We start from the raw sequence: 24,094 nt of genomic DNA, 5'->3' as shown, positions 1-24,094 counted from the left end.
ACTTCGGATGATCGTCAACTGGCAAATCGATCCATCGCTTCGATGGCTGGAAGAGTACGGCCCGCGCGAGTCGATGGAATACGACGTCGTGATCGTCGGCGGCGGCCCGGCAGGCTTGTCCGCGGCGATCCGCCTGAAGCAGCTCGCGGTCGGCAAGGGCGTCGAGCTTGGCGTCTGCGTGCTGGAAAAAGGCTCGGAGATCGGGGCGCACATCCTCTCCGGCGCGGTGATGGACCCGCGCGCGCTGAATGAACTGATTCCCGACTGGAAGGAAAAAGGCGCGCCGCTGACGGTCGATGTGACCGAAGACCGCTTCCTGTTCCTCACCGAAACGGGTTCGAAAAGCGTGCCGAACTGGGCGCTGCCGGACAATTTCAAGAACCACGGCAACTACGTGATCAGCCTCGCGAACGTCACGCGCTGGCTGGGGCAGCAGGCGGAAGCGCTGGGCGTCGAGATTTTCCCCGGCTTTCCGGCGGCCGAAGTGCTCTATAACGACGACGGTTCCGTCAAGGGCGTCGCGACCGGCAACCTCGGCATCGGCAAGGACGGCCAGCCGACCGAGAACTTCCAGCTCGGCATGGAGCTGCACGCCAAATACACGCTCTTCTGCGAAGGCGCGCGCGGGCATCTCGGGCGCCAGCTGAACGACAAATTCAGGTTGCGCGACGGCGTCGATCCGCAGGTCTATGGTCTCGGCATCAAGGAATTGTGGGAAATCGATCCGTCAAAGCACAACCCGGGACTGGTCATCCACACGGCCGGGTGGCCGCTCGAGACCGACACCTACGGCGGCTCGTTCCTCTATCACATGGACAACAGCCAGGTGGTGGTCGGCTTCGTGGTGGGCCTCGGCTACACGAATCCGTATCTGTCGCCGTTCGAGGAATTCCAGCGTTACAAGACGCATCCCGCGATCCGGCATTTTCTGGAAGGCGGTAAGCGCGTGTCGTATGGCGCGCGCGCGATCACCGCGGGCGGCCTGATGTCGCTGCCGAAGCTCGTATTTCCGGGCGGCGCGCTGGTAGGCGATGACGCGGGCTTTTTGAACGCATCGCGAATCAAGGGCTCGCACGCGGCGATCAAGACCGGCATGCTCGCCGCCGACGCCGCGTTCGAGGCCGTGCAGGCAGGCCGTACCAGTGACGAACTGACGGCTTACCCGGAAAGCTTCAAGACATCGTGGCTGCACACAGAGCTGTACAAGGCCCGCAACTTCAAGCAGTGGATGAGCAAGGGTCTGTACCTGGGCACGCTGATGGTGGGCATCGAGCAGAAGGTGTTCGGCGGCAATGTGCCGTGGACGCTGCATCACCAGCATTGGGATCACAAGATGCTCAAGCCTGCGTCGCAATGCAAGCCGATCGTGTATCCGAAACCGGATGGCAAGCTCACGTTCGACCGGTTGTCGTCGGTGTTCATCTCGAACACGAATCACGAAGAAAACCAGCCTCCGCATCTGACGCTGAAGGACCTCAGCGTGCCGGTGAACGTGAACTGGCAGACGTATGCCGGTCCGGAGTCGCGTTACTGCCCGGCTGCGGTGTATGAGTTCGTGAAGAACGACGACGGCGGCGATCGACTCGTGATCAACGCGCAGAACTGCGTGCACTGCAAGACCTGCGACATCAAGGATCCGACGCAAAACATCGTGTGGATGACGCCGGAAGGCGGCGGCGGTCCGAACTATCCGAACATGTAGTTTGCAGCACACCACGCGGGCCTCGCGCTTCAACAATTGAAAAGGGTGAATTATGAGCAGGGAAGTCGTTGTTGTGGATGGCGTTCGCACCGCAATTGGAAAATTCGGTGGAGGCCTGAAAGATTTTGCGGCGACGGATCTGGGCACGGCGGTCGTCCGTGAGGTGCTTGCGCGGTCCGGAGTGTCTGGTAAAGACGTAAGCCATGTGGTCTTTGGCAATGTTGTGGCCACGGAGCCGAAAGATCTGTACTTGTCCCGAGTCGCGGCACTTAATGCTGGAATCCCCGAAACGACACCGGCCTTCAACGTCAATCGTCTCTGCGGATCAGGCCTGCAAGCGGTTGTTTCCGCCGCACAAAGCATTTTGCTTGGCGACGCGGAAGTCGCGATTGGTGGAGGCGCGGAGTGTATGAGTCGCGCACCGTACATAGCGCCTGACGTGCGCTTTGGCGCGCGAATGGGAGATGCCCGCCTTGTTGATATGCTGCTTGGCGCGCTCACGGATCCCTTTCATTCTGTGGCAATGGGAGTAACCGCGGAAAATGTCGCGCGAGAATTCGGGATCTCCCGCGAACAACAGGATCTCCTTGCCTTAGAGTCGCACCGCCGTGCGGAACGTGCAATAGCAAACGGGTATTTCAAAGACCAGATCGTGCCAATCGTGAGATCGGTTAAGGGGCGAAGCGTCGTATTCGACACTGACGAGCACGTACGCAACGGTGCCACGATCGATGACTTTTCAAAGCTTACCCCCGTTTTTGCGCGGGAAAGCGGCACCGTAACCGCAGGCAATTCTTCTGGAATAAATGATGCCGCCGCGGCGGTCCTTTTGATGTCGGCGCAAACCTCGGCGCAGCGCGGTATCAAACCCATGGCACGTCTTGTCGCATACGCTCACGCCGGCGTAGCGCCCGGACTCATGGGTATCGGGCCAGTGCCGGCGACTCGGCTTGCGCTCCAGCGCGCCGGGCTCAGCGTCGAGGATATGGACGTAGTGGAGTCGAACGAGGCGTTTGCAGCGCAGGCATGCGCGGTCGTGCAAGAACTCGGACTCGATTCGGCCAAGGTCAACCCTAACGGCTCGGGAATCTCGCTTGGTCATCCAATCGGTGCAACCGGTACGCTCATCGCCGTTAAGGCTCTTTACGAACTGCGCAGGATAGGCGGTCGTTACGCGCTGGTGACGATGTGCATCGGAGGCGGCCAAGGCATTGCAGCGATCTTCGAGAACCTTGATTAACAGCACGTAAGCGCGTGGATTGCGACACAAAGGCCAGTCATGAAAATTGAGACATTAGGTGTGGTGGGTGCGGGGACAATGGGCAACGGTATCGCGCAGGTCGCTGCCGTTGCGGGATTCAAGGTGGTGATGATCGATGTCACGGAAACCGCGCTGGAAAAAGGCATCGCCACGCTGACAGCCAGCTTGGAACGTCTCGTGGCGAAGGGGAAGCTGGATGTCGCGGCCCGGCACGCCGCCGTTGCGAATGTCGAAGCGTCTACCGACTACAGCCGGCTTGCTGTTGCTGATCTCGTCATCGAGGCTGCCACCGAGGCTTCCGAACTCAAGCTGCGCATCCTGAGCCAAATTGAGTCGGTTGTTAGCGATGACACGATCATCGCGTCGAATACGTCGTCAATTTCAATCACCGCGCTAGGTGCCGGGCTCAATCACCCCGCTCGCTTCCTGGGGATGCATTTTTTCAATCCAGTCCCACTGATGTCACTGGTGGAAATAATCTGCGGCTTGCATACCGGTGAGGAAACGGCGCGCGCCGTTCATCAATTCTCGCTGGACCTTGGCAAGTCACCAATTACGGTCCGCAATTCCCCCGGTTTTGTCGTCAACCGCATCCTCGTTCCGATGATCAACGAGGCCTTCTTCCTTCTTGCCGAAGGCGTGGCGACTGCCGACGAAATTGACTCTGGCATGAGGTTAGGCGCCAGCCATCCGCTCGGGCCACTAGGCTTGGCTGATCTGATTGGACTGGATGTATGTCTTTCGGTGATGGACGTTTTGACACGCGATCTGGGCGACCAGAAGTATCGCGCGTGTCCGCTCCTGCGGGAATACGTCGCTGCGGGATGGCTGGGCCGCAAGGCGGGGCGAGGCGTGTTCGACTACAGGAAGCAATGAAAACAATCTGCCGCCGGGGAACGGCCCGTCGCCAAGTCAAATTCGTAGTATTTCGAACGATCCGGCTCTAACCACTGATTGGCAAACCGCCGAAGGCAATCTACGGTCGGGCGTGTATACGTTGGTTAAGCGACGTCTGCGTGAGTCTCGACGGGTTGCGCCAGCCAACGACCACGGTCGGCTGCCAATGGTGCGGCAGCAATGCCGGCGTTGTTGGATTGCTAGGTGGCCGACCGCGCGAGGTTGGAGTCCAGACAGACGGGCAATCGTGCCCGGTTTCCTATGCGGAGCCCTGACTTGCGATTGGGCCGGTCTCACTTATGTGATTTCGGTATGGGCGCTATCCGACTAGTGACCTTTATCGATGACTAGCCCGAAGGTAGATTGCTCTCTTGTGATTTTGAGCTAAAAGGTAGTTCATGCACCAGCGCACCTTCCGAAGATTCAAGTCAGCAATCAAGACAGCCCTCGTTTGGCTAGCCGTGAGCACCTGCGCCGTCGCCAGCGCCGGCGACCGGGGTCCAATACTCATCGAGGAGCAAGGGAGCTTCGCGGCGGGCGGCGCCGTGACCACTGCCGACGGAACGTTCGACCCGCGCAAGCCGTTGGACCCGGCCGGCCAGAGCTACCACGGCGATCATGCCTATGCCTTCTACCAGATACCCCTGAATGCACGGAAATATCCGATTGTCATGTGGCATGGAGCGGGACAGTTCTCGAAGTCGTGGGAGACTACGGCCGACGGTCGCGAAGGATTCCAGACCATTTTTCTGCGCCGCAAGTTTGGTGTGTACCTGGTCGATCAGCCTCGTCGCGGCGATGCGGGTCGCGGCATGCTCGGGACGACTATCAAGCCAACGCCCGACGAACAGCTCTGGTTCAATCAGTTCCGCATCGGTCTATGGCCGGACTGTTTCCAGCACGTACAGTTCTCGTGCGATTCGGATGCGCTGAATCAGTTCTTTCGCGCCATGACGCCGAACACTGGCCCGTTCGACATCAATGTCGTCTCGGACGGTGTTGCGGCCGTCTTCAGGAGGATCGGCCCGGGCATTCTGTTCACGCATTCGCAAGGCGGTGGCCCCGGTTGGCTCACGGCCATCAAGAGCGCGAACGTCAAGGCAATCGTGGCCTTCGAGCCTGGCAGCAGCTTCGTCTTCCCGGAGGGCGAAGTACCTCCCGCGATACGGAGTGCGTTCGATACTGTCGAGGGTGCGGCCGTCCCTCTGACCCAATTCATGGCGCTGACGAGGATTCCGATCCTCGTCATCTACGGCGACAACATTCCCGATCATCCAGTAGACCTGCCCGCCCAGGACAGTTGGCGTGCGCGGCTACAGATGGCGCGGTTGTGGCGGGACACCGTCAATAAGCATGGCGGCGATGTAACTCTGGTGCATCTGCCGGAAATCGGTATCCGGGGCAACACACATTTTGCATTCTCTGATTTGAACAACGCTCAAATCGCGGACCTGGTGTCGAAGTTCCTTGCCGAGAAACATTTGGATTAACGCGCCTCTCACGGGGTCGTGCGAGACCATCATTCGCAAGAACGGCATAGGGATTTAAATTGGCGATGAAGTCGTCAAAAAGAATCGGCGCGAGTTTCTCGGAAGGTCCGCGCTTGGTTTCTCATATGCACTTATAGGAGTTCCGGCAATGACCACTGGTGCTGTTGCAGCAGACTACAGGAAGAATCCGTTCACACTGGTCTACGGCGGCGCGATCATGAAGAACGAGCCGGGCAAGGTCAACATCCACCCGGTCAACTACGATCTCAACGGCGTGAACATCGTGGCCAACGTCTATACCCCGGCCAATCTTGATGCCGAGAAGAAGTATGCCGCGATCGTAGTCGCCCACCCCAATGGCGGGGTGAAGGAACAGACTGCCGGCCTGCATGCACAGCGTCTCGCCGAACAGGGCTACGTCACGATCGCCGCGGATGCGGCTTATCAGGGTGGTAGCGGTGGGGCGCCGCGCAGCGTGGACAAGCCCCAGTTCCGCACCGAGGACATCCACGGCATGGCGGACTTCATCACCCGCTATCCGGGTGTCGATCCCGAACGCCTGGGGCTGCTCGGCATCTGCGGTGGTGGCGGCTATTCGTTGCACGCCGCCAAATCCGACAAGCGCTTCAAATCTGTGGCGACGCTGAGCATGTTCAACTCCGGTCGCGTTCGCCGAAATGGCTTCGAGGATTCGCAACTGAACACGATCCAACAGCGTCTCAAACAGGCCACGGACGCACTCGCGCAGGAAAAGGCCGGCGGAAAGATCCTTTACGCCGGCGACGCTGACGTGACCGACGAACAGATCGCCGCGCTACCCTTCGCGATGTACCGGCAGGGCTACGAGTACTACTGGCGCACCCACGCGCATCCCAACTCGACCTTCAAGTACACCATGAGCAGCCTGCTCGACCTGATGCGCTGGGACGCCACCGACCAGCTCGACCTGGTTGAGCAGCCGCTGCTGATAATTGCCGGCAGCAAGGCCGACAGCCCGTACATGAGCGAGGAAGCCTTCGCCAAGGCCACTGGCGCGAAGGATAAGGAACTGTTCAAGATCGACGGCGCGACGCACATCGAAACCTACTGGGTCCCCAAGTACGTGGACGCCACCATCGGCAAGCTAACTCCGTTCTACGCGAAAACCCTGTGATCCAGCCTGCCATGCGTCGATTCGCTTTGCCGCCGCTAACTGGAGAAAGTTGATGACGAAACGTCCTACTAACCCGGACTCCGCCGTGGTCGCCCCGTCAGCCACCGTGCTGGTCGTGGGCGCCACCGGCAGCATCGGCCGCCTGTTGGTTGCCGAGGCCCTTCGACAGGGATACGCGGTTCGAGCGTTGATCCGGGACGAAGCAAAGGCTCGTCGCTTTCTGCCGCGAGGCGCACAACTGATCGTCGGCGAGGTCACATCTCAAGACGATCTGCCAAGGGCGGTCGAGGCCGTTGATGCCATTGTCTTTACGCTCGGCGCAGGAAGTGTGCGTGGTGAGCAAGCCGAGGCGGTCGACTACGGCGGTGTACGCAACGTGTTGACGGCTCTCGGCCATGCCAGGCCCCGAATCGCGCTCATGACGGCCATTGGCGTCACCAAGCGCGAAGATGCCCGCCTGGGTACGCTGGGAGGTCACGACTGGAAACGACGCTCCGAACGGTTAGTGCGCGCCAGTGGTTGCGTCTACACGATTGTCAGGCCGGGCTGGTTCGACTACAACGAACCCGATCAGCAACGGCTGCTATTACTGCAAGGCGATACCCGCTGGGCCAGCGACTCCAGCGATGGGGTTGTCTCGCGCCAGCAAGTCGCCGAGGTGCTGGTGCGCAGCCTGTCAACATCCGCTGCCGCGTTCAAGACCGTCGAACTGGTAGCGGAGCGTGGCCCTGCAACCCAGGACTTTGACGCACTGTTTGCGCCGCTGATAGCCGATCCACCCGGTGCCGTGGATGCCGTGCTGGACGTTGGCAACATGCCACTCGAAAAAGAACCAGCACCAATTCGAGAACAACTGGCCGCGCTGCGCGCGGCGGAGCAGTGAAATCTTTCGCTCCGACGGCCCCACGAGACCTGTTTCAGGTTCCCGAATTTAAACGTCAGCGGACTCGGAGATCAGGTCCAGTAATTCCGCTAGGCAGCGCATCTCGGCTAATCTCTTCATTTCTCGATGGACAATGCCTGCGCAATACGGAGCAACGCAATGAAACTATTTACAGGGAGTCTCACGCTAATGAGCGCAATTCTGGCTCAAGGCGTGAGCACTCCGGTGCATGCTCAGGAAAAGGTGTCCCCTATGTCCGAACAGTCCGCACCGACCAGTAGCCAGCAACCCACCCGGGCTCAGCAGTTGATGGGCGACGTCGACCCCAAGCTCGCGGAGCTTACCGACAATGTGCTTTTCGGGGACGTCTGGGAGCGTAAGCAGCTCTCCAAGCGAGACCGCAGTCTGGTCACCGTCGCGGCACTCATCGCACTCAATCGCCCCGAGCAGCTTCGTTCGCATATGGCGCTGGCCATGCAAAACGGTGTGACCAGAGAGGAACTTGTTGAGACGATCACCCAACTCGCCTTTTATACGGGTTGGCCCAATGCTGTATCGGCGGTGCCGGTCGCGAGAGAGGTGTTCCGGACGTCCGATACTGCGGCGAGCCAGCGTGATCACAGTGCCCAAAAGCCTGAGCAGCAGAAATGAAATCCGCCATTGTCGTAGCCACGCTCTCGCTCTTGTTCGGCGCTTCTGCCGCGTGGGCTCAGGACAATCGGATGGTCACCGTGATGCACGCGGGTTCTCAGCCTTCCTCTGTAGGTTCTGCCGATCGGTTCACCGGTTCTGTACGGGTGGACTCGCGATTCCAGGCAGAGGCACCTGCGCGCGTAGGTGGTGCGACCGTGACGTTCGACGCAGGCGCGCGTACGGCTTGGCACACGCATCCACTGGGACAGACGCTGATTGTAACGGCAGGCGTGGGACTGGTTCAGCAGTGGGGCAGCGCGGTCCAGGTCATGAAAGCTGGCGATGTAGTCTGGATTCCGCCAAGGGTCAAGCACTGGCATGGGGCCACCCGCACGAAGGGCATGACGCATATAGCCATCGCGGAAGCACTTGACGGTAAGTCAGTCGATTGGTTGGAACTGGTGTCTGATGAGCAGTATCTGGAGAGTCAGCCACGGTAACGCAATGAATCTCGCAGCACAGTGAAGGCCGGTGAACTCTGACGCCGGCTCGGGTAGTAGAGGTCGTATCCCGGGATCGGTGGACACCAGTCCGAGAGCACACGTATCAATGCGCCGTCCTTGACATGCGCCTGCACCAGATCCTCGGGCATGTATGTCAAGCCCAGCCCCTTGAGGGCTGCATCCAGACGCATGGCGATATTGTTGAAGACAAGCTGGCCTTCGATGCGCACCTTGAGCTCTTCCCCTCTCTTCTCGAACTCCCAGGGGAAGATGCCGCCGTAAGTCGGCAGGCGGATGGCGATGCAGTTATGCCGGATAAGATCGCGGGGGGTTTTGGGGCGAGGATGCCGGGCGAAGTATGCCGGTGAACCAACTACGGCCATCCGGACGTCGGGACCGATACGCACGGCGATCATGTCTCTCGCGACCTGCTCGCCCAGCCGGACGCCGGCGTCGTAGCCTTCGGCCACGATATCGGTGAGCCCGTAGTCGACTATAACCTCTAGCTGGATATCCGGATGGTCGGGTAGTATTTTGACGAGCGCAGGCTGCAGGATCGTGACCGCCGGATGTTCGCCAGCCGTGATGCGCAACTTGCCCGCAGGCTTGTCCCGGAATTCGCTAAGAAGGGCAAGTTCAGTGTCGATTTCTTCGAACCGGGGAGCAACCACCCGGAGCAAATGTTCGCCGGCCTCCGTGGCCGAAACGCTACGGGTGGTGCGGGCCAGGAGCCGGATTCCCAGCCGGTCTTCCAGTTGCCGCATGGCCCGGCTCAGCGCCGGCTGCGACATGCCTAGCTTGGCCGCGGCGCGGGTAAAGCTGCGCTCGCGCGCGACGACCGAAAAAATCGCGAGTTGCTCATAGCCCTCGATGGACATTAATCCACTCCTGTTATAAACCCTTTCCGATTATGACATCTAGTGTCGTCAATCGTTCGGGTCTAAAGTCGTATCAATACGGTCTATCGACGGCGCGTCAGCTTAGCCGCCGATACGGCGAGTTTGCAGCAAGAGTAGGCTCCTTGGGTATGCCTTGCGCCGCGCCAGGAATGCGCTTCGCTACACCGTCGAGGAGTTGCTGCCTGCTGCTCTCGGCCAACAGCGAAGCCGAACCAGTGGCGGTGGCCGCCTTGCCAGGACGTCGAACGCACCGGCTGCGTGAGAAGCTCAGCGCCGCAACGGTGGAGTCGTGTCCGGCGAGCACCTGCGCACGATCGCCAATGTTCCCCAAACTGGTCGAGGTGTAATGGGACCGGGGCCGGCGGCGCATGTGGCGGTAGGTAAGCAGAGCCTGAGAAGTCTTACTGCGTATGGATGCGGCGTCGGCTTAGCCACCGTGTTCGCTGCTCATGCACTGCGGACAGAAGCCGTATAGCACGCCTAATGGGAGGCCGGTTGAGAGCGCAAGGCGGGATTCCGTCAAAAAGCGACTTGACGAGGCAGGCTCAAACAGTGTATCGAGCGCGTCCTGGACGTCATTTCAGGCCGCCATTGACCTCACCGACAAGGTACGACCATGCAACATGTGACACTGAACAATGGAATCACGATGCCGATCCTTGGCTACGGCGTCTTCCAGATCTCCGACGAGGCGGAATGCGAACGCTGCGTCGTCGAGGCCGTGCAGGCGGGCTACCGCTTGATCGATACGGCAGCGTCGTACAAGAACGAGGAGCCCGTCGGCCGTGGCCTGAAGCGCTGCGGAGTTCCGCGCGACCAACTTTTCGTCACCAGCAAGCTGTGGGTTGAAGACGCGAGCTACGAACGTGCTCGGTTGGCCATCGACAACTCGCTTAAGCGTCTGAGGCTCGACTATCTCGATCTGTTTCTCATCCATCAACCGTTTTCGGACGTTCACGGCGCCTGGCGGGCGATGGAGGAGGCACATCGCGCTGGCAAGCTGCGCGCTATCGGGCTAAGCAACTTCCAGCCCGATCGCCTCATGGACATCAAGGCTTTCAACGAAGTGACGCCGGCCGTCAACCAGATCGAACTCAACCCCTTTCACCAGCAAGCTGAAAGTGTCGATTTCATGCGTGAACTTGGCGTCCAGCCGGAGGCGTGGGCTCCGTTCGCAGAGGGTCGTAATAATCTGTTCGGGAACGAGCAACTGATGACGATCGCACAGCAGAAGGGTAAGACCGTGGGGCAGGTTGTGCTGCGTTGGCTGGTTCAGCGGGGTATCGTCGCGCTCGCAAAGTCGGTACGCAAGGAGCGGATGCTGGAAAATCTGGCCGTCTTCGACTTCGAACTATCCGACGACGACATGCAGGCGGTCGCAATGTTGGAGACCGGCGTTAGCAGCTTCTTCTCGCATCGCGATCCAAAAATAGTTCAGTGGATGAGTGAACGAAAGCTCGGCCTTTGACGAACACTCCGGCAAGAGTACGAAACTATTGTGCACGGACGGAGCCTTGGGCTGACGTCCAGCAAAGGGACTAGCGGAGCGGTGCGCCGCTCCGTCGAGACTTGTCCCGAGAGCGCAGCGACTACCACCCCAGCATCATAGTTGAAGAGATTAAATCATGAGCAAAGATAATCAAACCATCGTTCGCAATGGGGCAAAGCCTTCCATCAAGGGTCCTCAAGATTGGTTCACTGGCTCTGTCCGGATCGACAGCCTTTTTCAAGCCGAGGAACCCGCGCGCCTCGGTGGCGGCATCGTGACGTTTGAGCCCGGCGCGCGTACCAATTGGCATACGCACCCTCTGGGACAGACCCTCGTCGTGCTTAACGGCGTCGGCTGGACCCAATGCGAAGGCGGCCCACGGACGGAAATCCGCCCAGGTGACATCGTCTCGTGCTCGTGCGGAAAGCGACACTGGCATGGAGCGGCCGCGACCACGGCAATGTCCCATCTCGCGCTTACCGAAATGCTTGATGGAAAGGTCGTCGAATGGATGGAGCCAGTGACGGACGAGCAATATCAGGCAGGACCGCTGGTCACCGACTAGGCGGTGCGCTCGGCCAAGAGCTTAAATAGTCGACATGTGCCCCAGCGGCCCACACGATGATCGGCAGCTTGCAGATCACGATGCTACGAGCTGACGGCCACTGCGATGCACAGCGCGTCGTCCGCCACAACCGGTCGGTGGGCAGTTGATATCGGTGACCGGTTTTCGCCCGTTGCCTGCTGTACCAGGCAAGGGATGGGCGAAGTCCCAACGTCCATTAACGGCTTCGATTCAACGTTGCTTGCTGTTTCAGACATCTAAGCAAAGCCGCGGCCGACAGGTAATTTCGCCATCAACTGCCGGCGGCGCTACCCGCAGCCGCTACGGCTTCTGCTGCAAGGACGATAACGCGAATACCGTCGAGGATGTCTGCACAAGGGCTACTTGCGCCGCATCGATAAGCAGCGATTGTCGCTGCCCGCACACCGCCGTCGAGCAACGGGAACGCCGACGCGCGTTCTGAAAGCGACAACAAAACATCAGCTACACGATAAGCGAGGATTGCAGATTCCGCGATTGATCTCGCCGTCGCACCGTCAACACGGAGTCTCCTAATTGTCAGCAACACCGCTCACTACTAACACCGAAACGCACCGCGGCACTGTCCTCACAATAGTGTTGGTCAGTTATCTCATGATCGTACTCGACATCTCGATCGTGATTACTGCGCTGCCCAAAATTGAGACCGGTTTGCGATTTTCGCATACCGGATTGTCATGGGTGTCGAACGCCTATACCCTGGCCTTTGGAGGCATGCTGCTTCTGGGCGCTAGGGCCGGCGACATCTTCGGCCGGCGTCGGATGCTCATGACGGGCTTGACACTGTTCTCCTTTGCCTCGCTCGCCATCGGCGTGGCGCAGTCTCCGGCGTGGCTCATTTCTGCTCGAGCGATTCAGGGCATCGGAGCATCGATACTGGCGCCATCGACGCTAGCCCTCCTGTCGGTTACTTTTCACGACCCGAGGGAACGTACACGTGCACTTTCGTACTACGGGGCTACAGCGGGAGTCGGCTCGACTATCGGACTGGTGCTCGGCGGAGTCTTTGCGGATTGGTTGTCCTGGCGCGTCGGTTTCTTCATCAACCTGCCTATCGGCTTGGCATTGATGCTTGGCGCAAAGCACTATCTTCCCGAGACGGTACGCCATTCGGGCGAACTTGACATTGTCGGCGCAGCATCATCGACAATCGGCATGACACTGCTCGTCTACGGTATCGTTCACTCCGCAACGTACGGTTGGACCGACGCTACTACCACTGCCTCACTAGTTGCATCGGTTGCGCTACTGAGCTTTTTCGTCATCAACGAATGGCGCGCGAAGCAGCCAATCCTTCCTTTACGCCTTTTTGCGAGTCTGGAGCGCAGCGTGGCTTACGGCACGCGGATGCTGTTCGTAGGCGCCTCGGTGGGGTTCTACTTCTTTGCGACGCAGTATCTTCAGGGTGTACTCGACTACACCCCGCTTGAGGCCGGTGTTGCCTTCTTACCAACGACAATCGCCAACTTCGCTGCAGCTATGTCAATTCCTTGGCTGACGCGGCGGCTCGGCAATGGCGGCCTCCTGGCTTTAGCTCTACTTCTCTCGGTGATAGGTATGGTTATGCTCAGCGACGCGTCAGCCCATACTTCGTATTGGTTCCATGTGGCATTACCGATGGCCCTGATCGGTGCGGGACAGGGCGGGACGCTCAGCCCGCTCACCGTGGCTGGTGTCGCGAATGTAGACCCTAAGGATGCAGGCGCTGCTTCGGGATTAGTGAATGTGGCACACCAGCTTGGCGGCTCGCTGGGACTGGGCATTCTCATCGTCGCCTTCGATGCGGCGGGCGCGAGCATACACAGCGACGCTAAAACGCTGCTTGCTGCCCGTGTCAGCGCGGCCTTCACAGCAGCTGCGGTCATGCAGATATTGGCGCTTTTGCTAGTACTGCTTTTGGTCTATCAGTTTCGCAGGGATGCTGTCAGTCGTCGCTTGACGAGTACATCCACCTAGGTCTGTCGGCCATCCACGTGGGTCATCTGGGACGCAAAACAAAGGCTGGTTATCGGCGTATGTTGCGTGAGTTTTCGCGACGGCGATGCGATCGCACGTATGCGATCCGTGGACGTGCCTTGCTTCCTGCCGGTTCTGCGTGCCTGCGTGGAGCGGGCCGCCTAATCGCTGGCACCGCAATTTGGAGCATTAGAGCGGACTGTCAGTCGTGCATCTGGCGCCGACTTCCGAGCCAGATGCGGCGTTCCGCGTTGACCATAATGTTGGTGTCTGGCCAAGTCGAGTCAGCAGATTCCCAGAGGTAATTAAGCCTGTCGCGGTCGATAGGACGACAAGGATTTTTGCTCTTAATGCCTGGGTTGCCCCAGTTACCGTAATGACCGGATGACGATGCATGATCAATGGGAGTCACAGAGACCGCGTGACCGAAGCCGCCCAACGGCTCGTGGGGCGTAGAGTACAAGCGCTGGCTCACTGAACTCAAGCAGAGAGTCGGACAGGCCCGGCATCGCGCAGTGGCCAGTGCGAAGTGCGAACTCATGATGCTCTACTGGCAGGTCGGCTGGGAGATTGTGGGTCGTCAGCAGCGCGAAGGAGGGGGCGCGGCAGTAGTTGATCAGCTTGCGCGAGACTTGCAAGCAGCGTTTGCAGACATGCGCGGGTCTTCGCCGCGCAGCCTGAAATATGTCGACGACGTTGGTTCGTCTAATTTGTTTTCCAGCGCGCAATCTCCTGATGCTAAGTCATTTTACATAATTAAAGTGATCGACGTTTAATTCGCAATCCTTAGTTTACCAAGCCGAAGAGGCTTCAATTTGTGCAGGAGGCTGCCGCACAAATTCTGGATTCGCCCATGCCTTCAGGTTGCGGTGACAATTTGCGCAGGGCGGGGAGGGCTGGCTTGCGCTGGATCAGTGTGGCGACACGCTCTTCAAGTTTCTGATAATCGAAACGTCGAAGGGGAAGATTACCTGTCTCACGAGGCCACGATGAAGCGTCTCGAATTGACGATTGGTGACCTGCCAGGGTGTTGGATGCCGTCGCCATGGAGGCTGGCTGGTCGCTGGAGGAGCCTGAGCAGGCGTCAACTCCGTTACCATCGCCTGGTATGTGAATCCGAAATCAGTAGCTCAAACCCGCCAGTTCTCTTCGGAGCCTGCCGGGTTTTTCTTTGCCTGTGGGGCGCGAGCTACATACGGCGGTGGACTCGCTCAACCGTTCAGTTGCGATTCGACGTTCAGGACGATCCGTGCGACCGGGTTGTTGTCCGCGGATTGCGGCGCGAACTTGATCTGGGCGAAGGTGACGATACCGAGAGCGACGACCAGGAGTGCTCCAGACGCGGCGATGCGGGTAAGGTATTTCACAGGGACCTCATCTTGATGATGTAGACAGAAACTGGACGTAGCTGACAGGCGTGTCGACTCAACTTCAGGGGCATCTCGTCCGCAACCCGGCAACGCTGGACGCGGTCCTCGCATCGCGCTTGCCAATCGGACGAATTTTGTGCAACGCAATATAACACAATTATCAGAGCGCATCTACCGATCACACGGGCTTGTGCAGCGCACTATAAACGGTTTATCCGTGTGCCCGGTGCGACATCCCGTCGCGAGCGGATGCTTATTGCTTGAGCATTTCGTCTATGAAAGATTTCTGTAGGCCGCACCGGGCCGTGATGCTATGTGGGCGATTCTCGCAGGCACGGACGATGTCGAGGAAGCCGTCTCGGCAGTCTCCCCGCTGGCGCCTGCTAGTTAAAGATGGGGTTGCGGACAGTATCAATTGCGCTATGATTGGGTATCAACTGATACTTTAGTCGGGAGTCGCATGTCACTGATTACGCCTGAGGCAGTGGCCGCAGTCATGGAACTGCGGCAGGTCCCGCACACGCTCGCGGAACTCGAAGCACTTGTCCGCGACGGACTGCCCAAGTCCGCGCTGCGCGCAGGCGTCGAACATGCGACGCAGGGTGCTGACGCCCGGCGTGCGCTACTTGCCCGCATCATCCCCGAAGCGACCTATAAGCGGCGTCGCGATCGGCTGACGCCAGACGAATCGGAAAAGACTGAGCGGCTGGCCAGGATCGTCGCGACGACGGCCTACGTCTGGAACGACGAAGAGGACGCGCGGGAATTCCTGTCGACGCCGCACCCGGAGCTCGAGGGGCGGGCGCCACTCGATGTTGCGCTGACCGAGCTCGGCGCGCGCCGGGTCGAAGAGCTGCTCTGGAAACTGTTTTATGGGTTGCCGGCGTGAAGTTGTTTCGAATCGCCGACACTCGACATACGGTCTGGAGCGGCACCGGCGCGATGCTGGTGGGCGGCCGCTTCAATAGCCCGGGGCGACCGGTCATCTACGCCGCGTCGACCTTCGCCGGTGCGATGCTCGAGGTTCTTGTTCATGCCCGCATCGGCAAGGTACCGAAGACACACGGATGGGTCGAAGCAGCGGTTCCCGACGATATTCGCGTCGAACTCCAGTCGGCTGAATCGTTGCCAGGGGGATGGGATGCGCCAGCACTGCAGGCGGCAAGGGAGTTCGGCGACGCCTGGCTGACCGAGTCGCGTACCGCGCTCCTGATGGTACCTTCCGTCGTCGTCCGTGCAGAGTTCAACGTGCTGGTCAATCCCGCACACCCCGACGCGACGCGGATTGTTGTGACCGAGCCGCAACCCGTGGTGTGGGATGAACGCCTCTTTGTGATGCCGACGGTCGGACACTCCTAGATTACGATGGGGGTCGGCTAGCCCCGCCTCGACGCTTTGGTTTCTCCATGTCTGGTTGCCAAAGCCGACACGGCCGTTGGTCTGCATAAATTCGTTCCCGCAAAGGTCCCGTCCGCAGGGGAGGTCCGAACCTTCAGGAACAAATTTACGAGAAATGGACGGAAGCAAAATTGTTCCGACGAGCGGTGGTGCAGGAAATTTTTTATAGTCGCTCCGCACGACAATGAAGCCTTGTGCGGTTCGGGAGAAGGCGTTGCTGATAGCCGCGTCCACCAAACTGACGCCCTCCGAAACGTGCCGCGCACCGAAGTCGTCTATTTTCGATGCTTCCGGTACCGCAGCTTCACGCGCCGATGTGCCATTCGACTGGGCGCAACGACGTTACGCCGCCTGCAAGCCTGGATTACCGTCTGGGGCTAGGGAACAAAATTACTTTGAAAGCGGAAACGATTTTACTTGCACTAACGGCCCCGTATGTACGTTAGAGGTCCTATCCAATTTGACATAAGTAAAGTGATCGATTTTTTGAGTTGTAGAGGCTAAGTTGTAATGTCCGCTTTTAGCCACGTTCAAATGTCCGCTTTTTCGCAGCGTAAGCTGACCAGCCGCCGGCGTCCCGGCGCGGGAGGCTTCAATGGCTGCGACCGAACGGATCACGATGACGATGCGCGAACTGGACAGGTTCAAGGTCATTCAGGACGTCGCCGACGGCAAGCTCAAGCCGTGGCGCGCGGCAGAACGGCTCAGGCTGACGCCGCGGCAGATTCGGCGGCTGGTTGCGCGACTGCGCGAGCATGGACCGGAAGGCCTCGCGTCGCGTCGGCGCTCGAGGCCCAGCAACAACCAGCTGGACGCGGTGACGGCCGATCGGGCACTCTCGATCATTCGTGATCGTTATGTCGATTTCGGGCCCACGCTGGCCTGCGAGAAGCTGTACGAATGTCACGGCATCCGGCTTGCAAAGGAGACGGTCAGGCGTCTGATGACGGATGCAGGTCTCTGGGTGCCTCGCCGGTAGCGCCCGCCGAAGCTCTACCAGCCGCGTGCGCGGCGCGCGTGTCTGGGCGAGCTGATCCAGATAGATGGCAGCGATCACCGGTGGTTCGAGGAACGGGCGCCGGCCTGCTCGCTGCTGGTGTACGTCGACGATGCGACGAGCCGGCTGATGACGCTGCATTTCACAGCCACCGAGTCGACCTTCAGCTACTTCGAGGCGACGCGGGCGTACATTGAACGCCACGGCAACCCTGTCGCGTTCTACAGCGACAAGTACAGCGTGTTTCGCAAGACGGGTGCGAACAAGGATGGCAACAGCGTGACCCATTTCGGCCGGGCGATGTACGAGCTGAACATCGACACGTTCTGTGCGAACAGCAGCTCAGCGAAGGGTCGCGTCGAGCGCGCCCACCTGACGCTGCAGGACCGGCTCGTAAAAGAATTGCGGTTGCGTGGCATCAGCACGGCTGCCGCAGCCAATGCGTATGCGCCGGCCTTCATGGCAAATTACAACGCGCGCTTTGCGAAGCCTTCAAAGAGCGGATTCGATGCTCACCGTCCACTCAGGGCTGACGAGAATCTTGATCTGGTGCTCACGTGGCGCGAGCCGCGCAAGGTGAGCAAGTCGTTGACTGTGCGGTATGACCGCGTCACGTATCTGATGGATGACACGCCCGGGCACCACAAACTGATCGGCCGGTATATCGAGGTCTGGGAGTACCCGGATGGGCGTATCGAACTGCGCGCCGATGGTCAAGCACTGTCATGCAGACAGTACGACCGGCTGACCGAAGTTGACCAGGGCGCGGTCGTTGAGCATAAGCGGCTGGGTCACGTGCTTCAGGTCTCGCAGGTGATCCAGGCTCAACGCGATAACAGTCGGATCGGAAAAGCGCCTTCGCGAACCCACCTGGGCGTTGCAACCAGGGTTCAAAGCCGCTCGCCAGGCAAGAAGAAGCAACGCGAGTTCACGCAGGCCGATATCAATGGTGTGATTCTGGAACAGTCGCAGCAGCGGCAAATGCAACAACCACGCAAACCTGGCCGTCGGTCTGCAAAGGTGATCGACGCAGACGTAAGCGCCCTGCCAGTTCAGGCGTCGTCCTTCAACAATGTGTGAGACAAAGGCGTTAGAAACAAACCCCTTTAACCCGGACATTTCAACTTAGCCGGAAAGCGGACATTTCAACAAAGCCTCGACAATGGATGGACTTTTTAGTTCAAAATGTGCGCTGTCACTTGTAGCCCGCCTGCCGATTGGTTCCGCCACTTGAGCACTTGGGGCCTCCGCCAATGCGCTGCCTTGCCCGTGACGCGCGAGGGGGCGAAGCAGGACAGGGCGGCGCATTCATGGAGACCGACGCCGCAGCGTATTTATCGGCGGGCAAATCGAGCCTCTTGGCGACAGATCACATGGCTGCTGGCTGATTCAGGACTTTGTATAGAACCGAATTTAGTCTATATTTGGCCTGAATGTGGTGACGAACGGAGGATCAGACATGCGCCTAGCAGACCACGTAAAACCAATCAGCTACCTGAAAAGCGACGCAGCGCAGATCGTCAAGGATTTGACGGCTTCTGGCGAGCCGCTGCTTATCACGCAGAATGGCGAAGCGAAGCTCGTCGTTCAGGACGTGCAAAGCTATGAGGACACCCAGCAAACGCTGGCGCTACTCAAAATTCTGGCCTTGGGCCAGAAGGACATCGAGCAGGGGAAATTCAAGGATGCCGACGAGTTTCTCGCCGAACTCGACGACCTTGACCGGAAAGAGCAAATCCGCTGATGGGGCAGACGAAGTTCAAGCTCCTGGTTCTCGAAGAGGCGCAGGAGGATACGAAGGATTTGCGTCGCTACATCCTCAAAAGCTTCGGTGCCCAGACGTGGAAGCAAACGTCCGCGGACTTGGCCGTCACGTTTGGCAATATCAGACAGTTCCCACAGAGCGGTCATGTCCCGGCTGAGCTTTCAGATTTTGGCGGCCTGAATTTCCGGGAAGTGTTGAGCGGCCAGAACCGGGTTATATATGAGGTGCGCGACGACACGATTTACATTCACGTCGTCACCGATACGCGCCGGGATCTACGAACGCTTCTTCAGAAACGACTATTGCGTTCCCGTTGGTAAATTCAGTCCTATCGGTGTTTTCACGCTGTAGTGCCGGACCACTCGTCAGATAGTGGCACGCGGCTGCTCTCGAAGAAGCTCACCATAACGGGGAATGTTGATTTCCAATACGCAACTAACTGTCTATGCCGGCTACGTACACCACAAAAAACAAAACCGCCTCCAACACAACGGCCGCCCGAAAAATAACGAGCACGCACGTCGCCAGGCGATTTTCGATAACGGATACCTGGCGAGACTGAACCGTTGCGTCATTGACGATTGTGCTGCTTTCAACTTCTGGTAGATTTATCGTTGCGCGGCGCAGTACAAATACAAAGACCGCGAACGATATTGTCGAGGTACGTCATGGAAGTTCTTGATCGCGCGCCCGCCGTCTCGCCGGACGGACGCGCCGTGGTTTTCATGCTGTCGATCCGCGGCCGCGAGGTCGAAGGCGCAATTGCGCGTGACGCACTCGAAGAGCATTTCTGGCTACCACATGGCGCCGACGCGACGCGCACGCTCAAAACATTTGAAAACGGCCGCAACCGCATCGTCGCGGTCGCACAAAGAAAGTTACTTGCGCGGCCCGACGAGCTGCTGTGGCTGACCGTCAGCGATTTCCTGGCCCGGTAACCGGACGTTGGCTGGCGATGATTGTCGCGTCGGTGCGCGCCTGAGGGGTACAAAAAGCACGATCGTTCAAGTGTTGATCATAAACATTATGTCAACTTTAGTCCGCTGCATCAGAGTTTGGTCATGCGTCCGCAGGTGGTGCTAGGCGTCGTCGGGCAAATCCGGCCGAAGCTCTGCTTCAATCTGGTCGATCGACGGCAGCTTGGTTTCTAATGATTCTGGTACCTGTCGAAGCAGCTGATACTCGGCTACGCCCATCGGCTTGGCAACGCCGCGCAACGCATATTCCGCGACAAGTCGGTTCTTTTCCTTGCACAGGAGCAAACCTATCGTGGGTTGATCATCCGGCGCCTTCACTTGCGCATCGATCGCAGAAAGGTAGAAGTTAAGCTGGCCCGCGTACTCTGGTCGAAACGGGGTCGTTTTCAGTTCGACGACCACGTAGCAGCGCAGCTTCAGATGGTAGAACAGGAGATCAATAAAAAATTCGTCGCCGCCGACGTCCAGCCGGTATTGCCGCCCTACAAACGCGAATCCCGCGCCCAACTCAAGAAGAAACCGGGTGATATGACGGGTGAGCGCCTGCTCGACGTCACGTTCCTGCGCATCTTCCGTGAGGCCGAGAAAGTCGAAGATGTACGGATCCTTCAGGGCATCCCGCGCAAGATCGGACTGTGGCGGAGGTAATGTTTCTTTGAAATTGGTCACAGCGCTGCCGGCTCGGGCATGGGCGGCTGTTTCGATCTGCATCGTCAGCACCTGACGCGACCAGCCGTGTTCGAGCGTCTTGTCGGCATACCAGCCTCGTTGCTCCTGATCCTTGACCTTGTCCAGCAAGGTACAGAGATGGAACCACGGCAATTGTGCAGCAGGCTGCTGCACAAATTCCACGTCGGGCCAAGCCTGCGCCAGCGCGCGCATGTATTTCAGATTTCGTGGCGAAAATCCGCGCATGTCTGGAAACGCGGCCTTCAGGTCTCGGGCAAGCTGGTCAATTACGCCCGCGCCCCACCCTTCGCGTTGCTGCCGGTCCAGTATCTCCCGGCCAATCTGCCAGTACAGCGTCACGAGCTCGCGGTTCACGCTGGTGGCTGCGCGAACCCGCGCTGCCTCGACCCGCTGTTTGAGTTCAGCGAGCCAGCGCTTGTAGTCTTCGCCCCACGAACCGTGGGGCAGTTTATCGGTCATGCGGTCTCTACGGTTCCCATTGATTACGGTTCATTATCCGGTGATCAACAACCTTGGGCAATCCCGCGCTTCAAGAGCCACAGATCCTCGTCGTCTTACAGAGACGCGATGCGCGTGACAATGACAGAAAGACGCCAAATAAAAAAGGGGCAAATTATGTTATGTCAAATAGAAAGATAGAGAGCAGCGGACTTTTAATCCGTCGTTGGTTTGCATAAATCTGTTCCCGTTTTTTGCAGAATTTTGTTCCCGGCCCCCTGGACGGGAATCAGAGCCGCACCCGCTCGCCGACCCATGACTCATTTGCCTCCGAATGCCTTCCTTAGCTGTTGCGCTCTTGTGTCGTCGTCAGCATGCAGGTAGATGGACGTGGTTGACACCGATGCATGGCGAAGGTTGTCGCGCACGGTTATGAGTTCGGCGCCATTCGCGAGTGCATACGTCGCATGCGTGTGCCGCATCCAGTGCGGACTCGCACGGCGCAGTTTCTCGGCAAGCGGTGGATGCTCGGCGATCAACTCCGCCGCCTGCCGGAAAAAACGTCTCAGCACCGCCCACAGGCGCATGCCACTTATTGCAGCGGCGTCATCGACGTCCAGACTTCCAATGAGTGGTGTCCGCGGGTTCCATTGTGCTGGTGACACCGGTAGTCGCCGCGCGAGCAGATAGTGCGTCATTGCATCCCAGGCAAGGGGTGGCAGAGAGACTTTACCCGCCTTGTGCCCCTTACCTGTCACGCGCAGCCAGTGTTCGCCGCGGGCATCGGTCTGAATGTCGCCGAGCGTGGCGCCGACCAGTTCGCTGGCCCGCAGGCCCGTTGCGAAACCGACATCGAGCAGGAAGCGCAGCCGGTGGGCCGCGGGCGCAGACCAACCATACGACCACTCAAGGCCGTCTGCGATGGTTCTCACAAGCGACCACTCCCCTTCGGTAAAGGCGCGAGAGGTGTCAAGCGCCGTCGCGTGCACGCTGCCACGCACCTTCACGCCCGCAAACGGATTCGCGAGCACATAGCGCTGCTCGATCAGCCAGCGGTACAGCGCACCGAGGATCGATAGCGCATGGGCGGCAGAACGCGCCGACAGGCCGCCCGCGAAAGGGCGCCAGTCCGGCGAACTGCGCGGCCGCAGCGGGCCGACCCAGCGATCGCGTGGCGTGGGGCGGCGCAGGAACGTCCGGTAGGCGACGGCATCTTCCGTTGTCAAGGACGATAGCGCCCTTCCCCGTTCGACAATCGCCCACAGGATCAGCCGCTCGGCCTCCTTGCGGTATGTGCGCTGCGTCGCTGCGGATTCGTGCAGGGAAAGCCATGCCTGCACTGCTTCGTAGTCGTTGCTGGAGTCGAGGGTGCAGGTCGCCGGCGGTGCCCGGAACGTCCCCGCGGAGCCATCCACTTCCTGCGGCAGCCGCAGGCTCTCCCACGGCACGACGCTGCCCTGGTTGCTGATTGCAATCAGTGCCCTCGCCCGTTCTGCCAGCACCGGATGCGCGGCGAAGAACGCCTCGATCTGCTTTGCGCCGGTGGCGCCAAGATCAGGGATCGACTTCCACCATAGCCGCCGGCGCGGAATACGCACGGTCAGATCGGCCAGCGTGACGATGCCGGTCGCGTGCAACGCGCGTGCTGCTCTCGCCGGAAACCACTGCTCAACGGGATCGGCGATCTGCGGTTCCGGTGCTTGTGCGTGCTGCAGCACTTCGATCGCCTGCGCAACGGCTTTCGCGTGTCGCACCCGATCGCCGACCGCATGGTCCAGGAGCGCTATCAGATCGTCGCGATGCGCCCGTCGTGCAGCAGTGACGAGCGCGCGCCGGATCTGGCCCAGCACACCGCGCGCTGAAGGTTGTCGCCCCGCCCGGCCCGGCAGATAGCGCGCGACAGCTTCTCTCGTCGACAGACCGGCGTACCAGGCGCGCAGTGCCGCCAGCGCATCGGCGTCGGGGAACCCGTCGGATCCGAAGGAGGTCGCAAAGGTGAGACGCGTTTTCATGGACGCCAGTTTGACACGAAAATGCGTCTATAAAGATAACAATAGTTATCTTAATAGATCGCTTTTCGGAGCAGGGGCTGGCTGGCGATCAGGCCGAAAGTCGGCATAGAGTGTGTGCGGCAACAGGGGTTTGCGTCGTTAGTTAACTGGCCGCAAGGTTTTGGCGATATACGCCCTATCCTGCTCGGCCTGGGAAAGCGGAAGGATAACTTTTGCTTCTATCGGATAACTGGGCGTCCGCCATGGCGACGATTTTCCTGCGCTCGGACTTCGACAGCAATTGCCAGTGAAGTAGCAATCCGGCAAGGTCGTCGTCTTCACAATAAAAGTAAGCAGCGCGGGGAACTAAATTTCGGACTTTTTGGCTGCAAAAACCCGGAAAATCCGGTGCCGCAGCTTAGTACTGAGTTTAGTTCCAACACGGAATGAAAAGAGGCCCTTTAAGGGTGACTCTGCGACGACCGCCGCAGACATGCATCGAATTTAGTTCCGATCTGACCGCTAGCGGAGCTTTATTGCCCCTCCGTCAAGCAATGAGCCATAAAAATGCTGGAATAGCCAGATAGTTAAAATGATACATGGTATCTGCCATATAATTGAAATTTAAGCGCCGCGCCTGTTCAAGAAACAGAATGTCGCACAAGACTCCACAGCAACTTAGTCGGGTTTTTAGTTCCAAAAAACGCATACAGGTCCGGAATTTACTTCCCAAAGACGCAGATTGGTCAGAAATTTAGTTCCAGACGCGCATACGTCGCGAATTTAGTTCCAACAGACCGGCCCGTTCGCATGACGTGCGCAAAAACCCGATCGCCAAGACGCGCACGGCCCGGCGCCGTCGCTGACTCGTTCGCCGCAATCACGCCCGATGCGCTTCGCCGCGACAGTGGAGTCCCAGGCTGTTGATTTGCGCCGGAAACTGACCCACTTTTTGCATCTAGAATTGACCCACCCTTGATGCTCATAAACATCACTCT

The 24,094-nt window shown here is 59.1% G+C and carries 20 protein-coding genes and 2 pseudogenes; 18 read left to right on the top strand and 4 right to left on the bottom strand.

All coding sequences use genetic code 11. The features are described 5' to 3' along the window. The first annotated feature begins 7 nt into the window (after positions 1-7). The 8 genes from SB753_RS31720 (at position 8) to SB753_RS31685 (ending at position 8,519) form a co-directional block, all read left to right on the top strand. On the top strand, positions 8-1,702 hold the full coding sequence (locus SB753_RS31720) for an electron transfer flavoprotein-ubiquinone oxidoreductase (protein ID WP_410803782.1): 1,695 nt from the start codon (positions 8-10) through the stop codon (positions 1,700-1,702). A gap of 52 nt (positions 1,703-1,754) precedes the next feature. After that, positions 1,755-2,942, top strand: coding sequence for an acetyl-CoA C-acyltransferase family protein (locus SB753_RS31715; RefSeq protein ID WP_410803780.1), 1,188 nt, complete (start codon positions 1,755-1,757; stop codon positions 2,940-2,942). Between the two features lie 39 nt (positions 2,943-2,981). Continuing rightward, positions 2,982-3,839 carry a 3-hydroxybutyryl-CoA dehydrogenase gene (locus SB753_RS31710; RefSeq protein WP_410803778.1) on the top strand — a complete coding sequence of 286 codons (858 nt, stop codon included), beginning with the start codon at positions 2,982-2,984 and terminating at the stop codon, positions 3,837-3,839. A 419-nt stretch (positions 3,840-4,258) separates the two neighbouring features. Next, on the top strand, positions 4,259-5,350 hold the full coding sequence (locus tag SB753_RS31705; RefSeq protein ID WP_410803777.1) for an alpha/beta hydrolase: 1,092 nt from the start codon (positions 4,259-4,261) through the stop codon (positions 5,348-5,350). A 148-nt stretch (positions 5,351-5,498) separates the two neighbouring features. Next, positions 5,499-6,503: an alpha/beta hydrolase gene (locus SB753_RS31700; RefSeq protein ID WP_410803775.1), complete on the top strand. Its 1,005-nt coding sequence runs from the start codon at positions 5,499-5,501 to the stop codon at positions 6,501-6,503. 52 nt (positions 6,504-6,555) lie between these two features. Beyond that, positions 6,556-7,386, top strand: coding sequence for an SDR family oxidoreductase (locus SB753_RS31695; protein ID WP_410803774.1), 831 nt, complete (start codon positions 6,556-6,558; stop codon positions 7,384-7,386). Positions 7,387-7,545: 159 nt separating this feature from the next. Then, positions 7,546-8,037 carry a carboxymuconolactone decarboxylase family protein gene (locus SB753_RS31690; RefSeq protein WP_410803772.1) on the top strand — a complete coding sequence of 164 codons (492 nt, stop codon included), beginning with the start codon at positions 7,546-7,548 and terminating at the stop codon, positions 8,035-8,037. After that, on the top strand, positions 8,034-8,519 hold the full coding sequence (locus tag SB753_RS31685) for a cupin domain-containing protein (RefSeq protein ID WP_410803770.1): 486 nt from the start codon (positions 8,034-8,036) through the stop codon (positions 8,517-8,519). The genes SB753_RS31690 and SB753_RS31685 overlap by 4 nt, the downstream gene beginning before the upstream one ends. Here the strand turns inward: SB753_RS31685 and SB753_RS31680 are convergent. Continuing rightward, positions 8,507-9,400 (bottom strand): LysR family transcriptional regulator, encoded by an 894-nt coding sequence (locus SB753_RS31680; RefSeq protein ID WP_410803768.1) that lies wholly within the window; start codon positions 9,398-9,400, stop codon positions 8,507-8,509. The two genes, SB753_RS31685 and SB753_RS31680, sit on opposite strands and share 13 nt — an antisense overlap. Positions 9,401-10,037: 637 nt before the next feature. On the opposite strand from SB753_RS31680, the gene SB753_RS31675 reads away from it, so the two are divergent. The 4 genes and pseudogenes from SB753_RS31675 to SB753_RS31660 all read left to right on the top strand — a co-directional run. Next, positions 10,038-10,889 (top strand): aldo/keto reductase, encoded by an 852-nt coding sequence (locus SB753_RS31675; protein WP_410803766.1) that lies wholly within the window; start codon positions 10,038-10,040, stop codon positions 10,887-10,889. 157 nt (positions 10,890-11,046) lie between these two features. After that, positions 11,047-11,475: a cupin domain-containing protein gene (locus SB753_RS31670; protein WP_410803764.1), complete on the top strand. Its 429-nt coding sequence runs from the start codon at positions 11,047-11,049 to the stop codon at positions 11,473-11,475. Between the two features lie 615 nt (positions 11,476-12,090). Then, on the top strand, positions 12,091-13,470 hold the full coding sequence (locus tag SB753_RS31665; RefSeq protein WP_410803917.1) for an MFS transporter: 1,380 nt from the start codon (positions 12,091-12,093) through the stop codon (positions 13,468-13,470). A 488-nt stretch (positions 13,471-13,958) separates the two neighbouring features. Then, a pseudogene (locus SB753_RS31660) lies at positions 13,959-14,246 on the top strand (DUF1016 N-terminal domain-containing protein); the annotation flags it as partial. Positions 14,247-14,681: 435 nt separating this feature from the next. Here SB753_RS31660 and SB753_RS31655 read toward each other — a convergent pair. Further along, positions 14,682-14,837 carry a hypothetical protein gene (locus SB753_RS31655; RefSeq protein WP_153141799.1) on the bottom strand — a complete coding sequence of 52 codons (156 nt, stop codon included), beginning with the start codon at positions 14,835-14,837 and terminating at the stop codon, positions 14,682-14,684. Between the two features lie 463 nt (positions 14,838-15,300). Here SB753_RS31655 and SB753_RS31650 point away from each other — a divergent pair, with 463 nt between their 5' ends. The 6 genes and pseudogenes from SB753_RS31650 (at position 15,301) to SB753_RS31625 (ending at position 19,938) form a co-directional block, all read left to right on the top strand. Beyond that, positions 15,301-15,729 carry an antitoxin Xre/MbcA/ParS toxin-binding domain-containing protein gene (locus SB753_RS31650; protein WP_046565320.1) on the top strand — a complete coding sequence of 143 codons (429 nt, stop codon included), beginning with the start codon at positions 15,301-15,303 and terminating at the stop codon, positions 15,727-15,729. Next, positions 15,726-16,199, top strand: coding sequence for an RES family NAD+ phosphorylase (locus tag SB753_RS31645; protein ID WP_408329068.1), 474 nt, complete (start codon positions 15,726-15,728; stop codon positions 16,197-16,199). Before SB753_RS31650 ends, SB753_RS31645 begins: the two co-directional genes overlap by 4 nt. Before the next feature lie 634 nt (positions 16,200-16,833). Then, positions 16,834-18,315 (top strand): annotated as a pseudogene (locus SB753_RS31640) (ISNCY family transposase). 379 nt (positions 18,316-18,694) lie between these two features. Next, positions 18,695-18,979, top strand: a complete 285-nt coding sequence (locus tag SB753_RS31635; RefSeq protein ID WP_408528561.1) for a type II toxin-antitoxin system Phd/YefM family antitoxin — start codon at positions 18,695-18,697, stop codon at positions 18,977-18,979. Then, positions 18,979-19,320, top strand: a complete 342-nt coding sequence (locus tag SB753_RS31630; protein WP_410803760.1) for a type II toxin-antitoxin system RelE/ParE family toxin — start codon at positions 18,979-18,981, stop codon at positions 19,318-19,320. Before SB753_RS31635 ends, SB753_RS31630 begins: the two co-directional genes overlap by 1 nt. Before the next feature lie 348 nt (positions 19,321-19,668). Continuing rightward, the gene (locus tag SB753_RS31625; RefSeq protein WP_410803758.1) at positions 19,669-19,938 is read left to right on the top strand and encodes a DUF1488 family protein; all 270 of its coding nucleotides are present in this window, start codon (positions 19,669-19,671) and stop codon (positions 19,936-19,938) included. A 141-nt stretch (positions 19,939-20,079) separates the two neighbouring features. On the opposite strand, the gene SB753_RS31620 is transcribed toward SB753_RS31625, so the two are convergent. Both SB753_RS31620 and SB753_RS31615 read right to left on the bottom strand, forming a co-directional pair. Then, complete coding sequence (locus tag SB753_RS31620) at positions 20,080-21,126, bottom strand: PDDEXK nuclease domain-containing protein (RefSeq protein WP_410803756.1); 1,047 nt, start codon at positions 21,124-21,126, stop codon at positions 20,080-20,082. 299 nt (positions 21,127-21,425) lie between these two features. Continuing rightward, positions 21,426-23,117, bottom strand: coding sequence for a phage integrase family protein (locus SB753_RS31615; RefSeq protein WP_410803754.1), 1,692 nt, complete (start codon positions 23,115-23,117; stop codon positions 21,426-21,428). Positions 23,118-24,094: the final 977 nt, after the last annotated feature.

This window comes from Paraburkholderia sp. SIMBA_053 (assembly GCF_046534895.1).
Taxonomy (GTDB): Bacteria; Pseudomonadota; Gammaproteobacteria; order Burkholderiales; family Burkholderiaceae; genus Paraburkholderia; species Paraburkholderia caledonica.
This window is presented reverse-complemented; position numbering and strand designations above follow the sequence as displayed.

Bases quoted from the DNA above. Each gene is read 5' to 3' on its own strand.
- SB753_RS31720 (WP_410803782.1), top strand. From the start codon at position 8: ATGATCGTCAACTGGCAAATCGATCCATCGCTTCGATGGCTGGAAGAG.
- SB753_RS31715 (WP_410803780.1), top strand. From the start codon at position 1,755: ATGAGCAGGGAAGTCGTTGTTGTGGATGGCGTTCGCACCGCAATTGGA.
- SB753_RS31710 (WP_410803778.1), top strand. From the start codon at position 2,982: ATGAAAATTGAGACATTAGGTGTGGTGGGTGCGGGGACAATGGGCAAC.
- SB753_RS31705 (WP_410803777.1), top strand. From the start codon at position 4,259: ATGCACCAGCGCACCTTCCGAAGATTCAAGTCAGCAATCAAGACAGCC.
- SB753_RS31700 (WP_410803775.1), top strand. From the start codon at position 5,499: ATGACCACTGGTGCTGTTGCAGCAGACTACAGGAAGAATCCGTTCACA.
- SB753_RS31695 (WP_410803774.1), top strand. From the start codon at position 6,556: ATGACGAAACGTCCTACTAACCCGGACTCCGCCGTGGTCGCCCCGTCA.
- SB753_RS31690 (WP_410803772.1), top strand. From the start codon at position 7,546: ATGAAACTATTTACAGGGAGTCTCACGCTAATGAGCGCAATTCTGGCT.
- SB753_RS31685 (WP_410803770.1), top strand. From the start codon at position 8,034: ATGAAATCCGCCATTGTCGTAGCCACGCTCTCGCTCTTGTTCGGCGCT.
- SB753_RS31680 (WP_410803768.1), bottom strand. From the start codon at position 9,400: ATGTCCATCGAGGGCTATGAGCAACTCGCGATTTTTTCGGTCGTCGCG.
- SB753_RS31675 (WP_410803766.1), top strand. From the start codon at position 10,038: ATGCAACATGTGACACTGAACAATGGAATCACGATGCCGATCCTTGGC.
- SB753_RS31670 (WP_410803764.1), top strand. From the start codon at position 11,047: ATGAGCAAAGATAATCAAACCATCGTTCGCAATGGGGCAAAGCCTTCC.
- SB753_RS31650 (WP_046565320.1), top strand. From the start codon at position 15,301: ATGTCACTGATTACGCCTGAGGCAGTGGCCGCAGTCATGGAACTGCGG.
- SB753_RS31635 (WP_408528561.1), top strand. From the start codon at position 18,695: ATGCGCCTAGCAGACCACGTAAAACCAATCAGCTACCTGAAAAGCGAC.
- SB753_RS31630 (WP_410803760.1), top strand. From the start codon at position 18,979: ATGGGGCAGACGAAGTTCAAGCTCCTGGTTCTCGAAGAGGCGCAGGAG.
- SB753_RS31625 (WP_410803758.1), top strand. From the start codon at position 19,669: ATGGAAGTTCTTGATCGCGCGCCCGCCGTCTCGCCGGACGGACGCGCC.
- SB753_RS31620 (WP_410803756.1), bottom strand. From the start codon at position 21,126: ATGACCGATAAACTGCCCCACGGTTCGTGGGGCGAAGACTACAAGCGC.
- SB753_RS31615 (WP_410803754.1), bottom strand. From the start codon at position 23,117: ATGAAAACGCGTCTCACCTTTGCGACCTCCTTCGGATCCGACGGGTTC.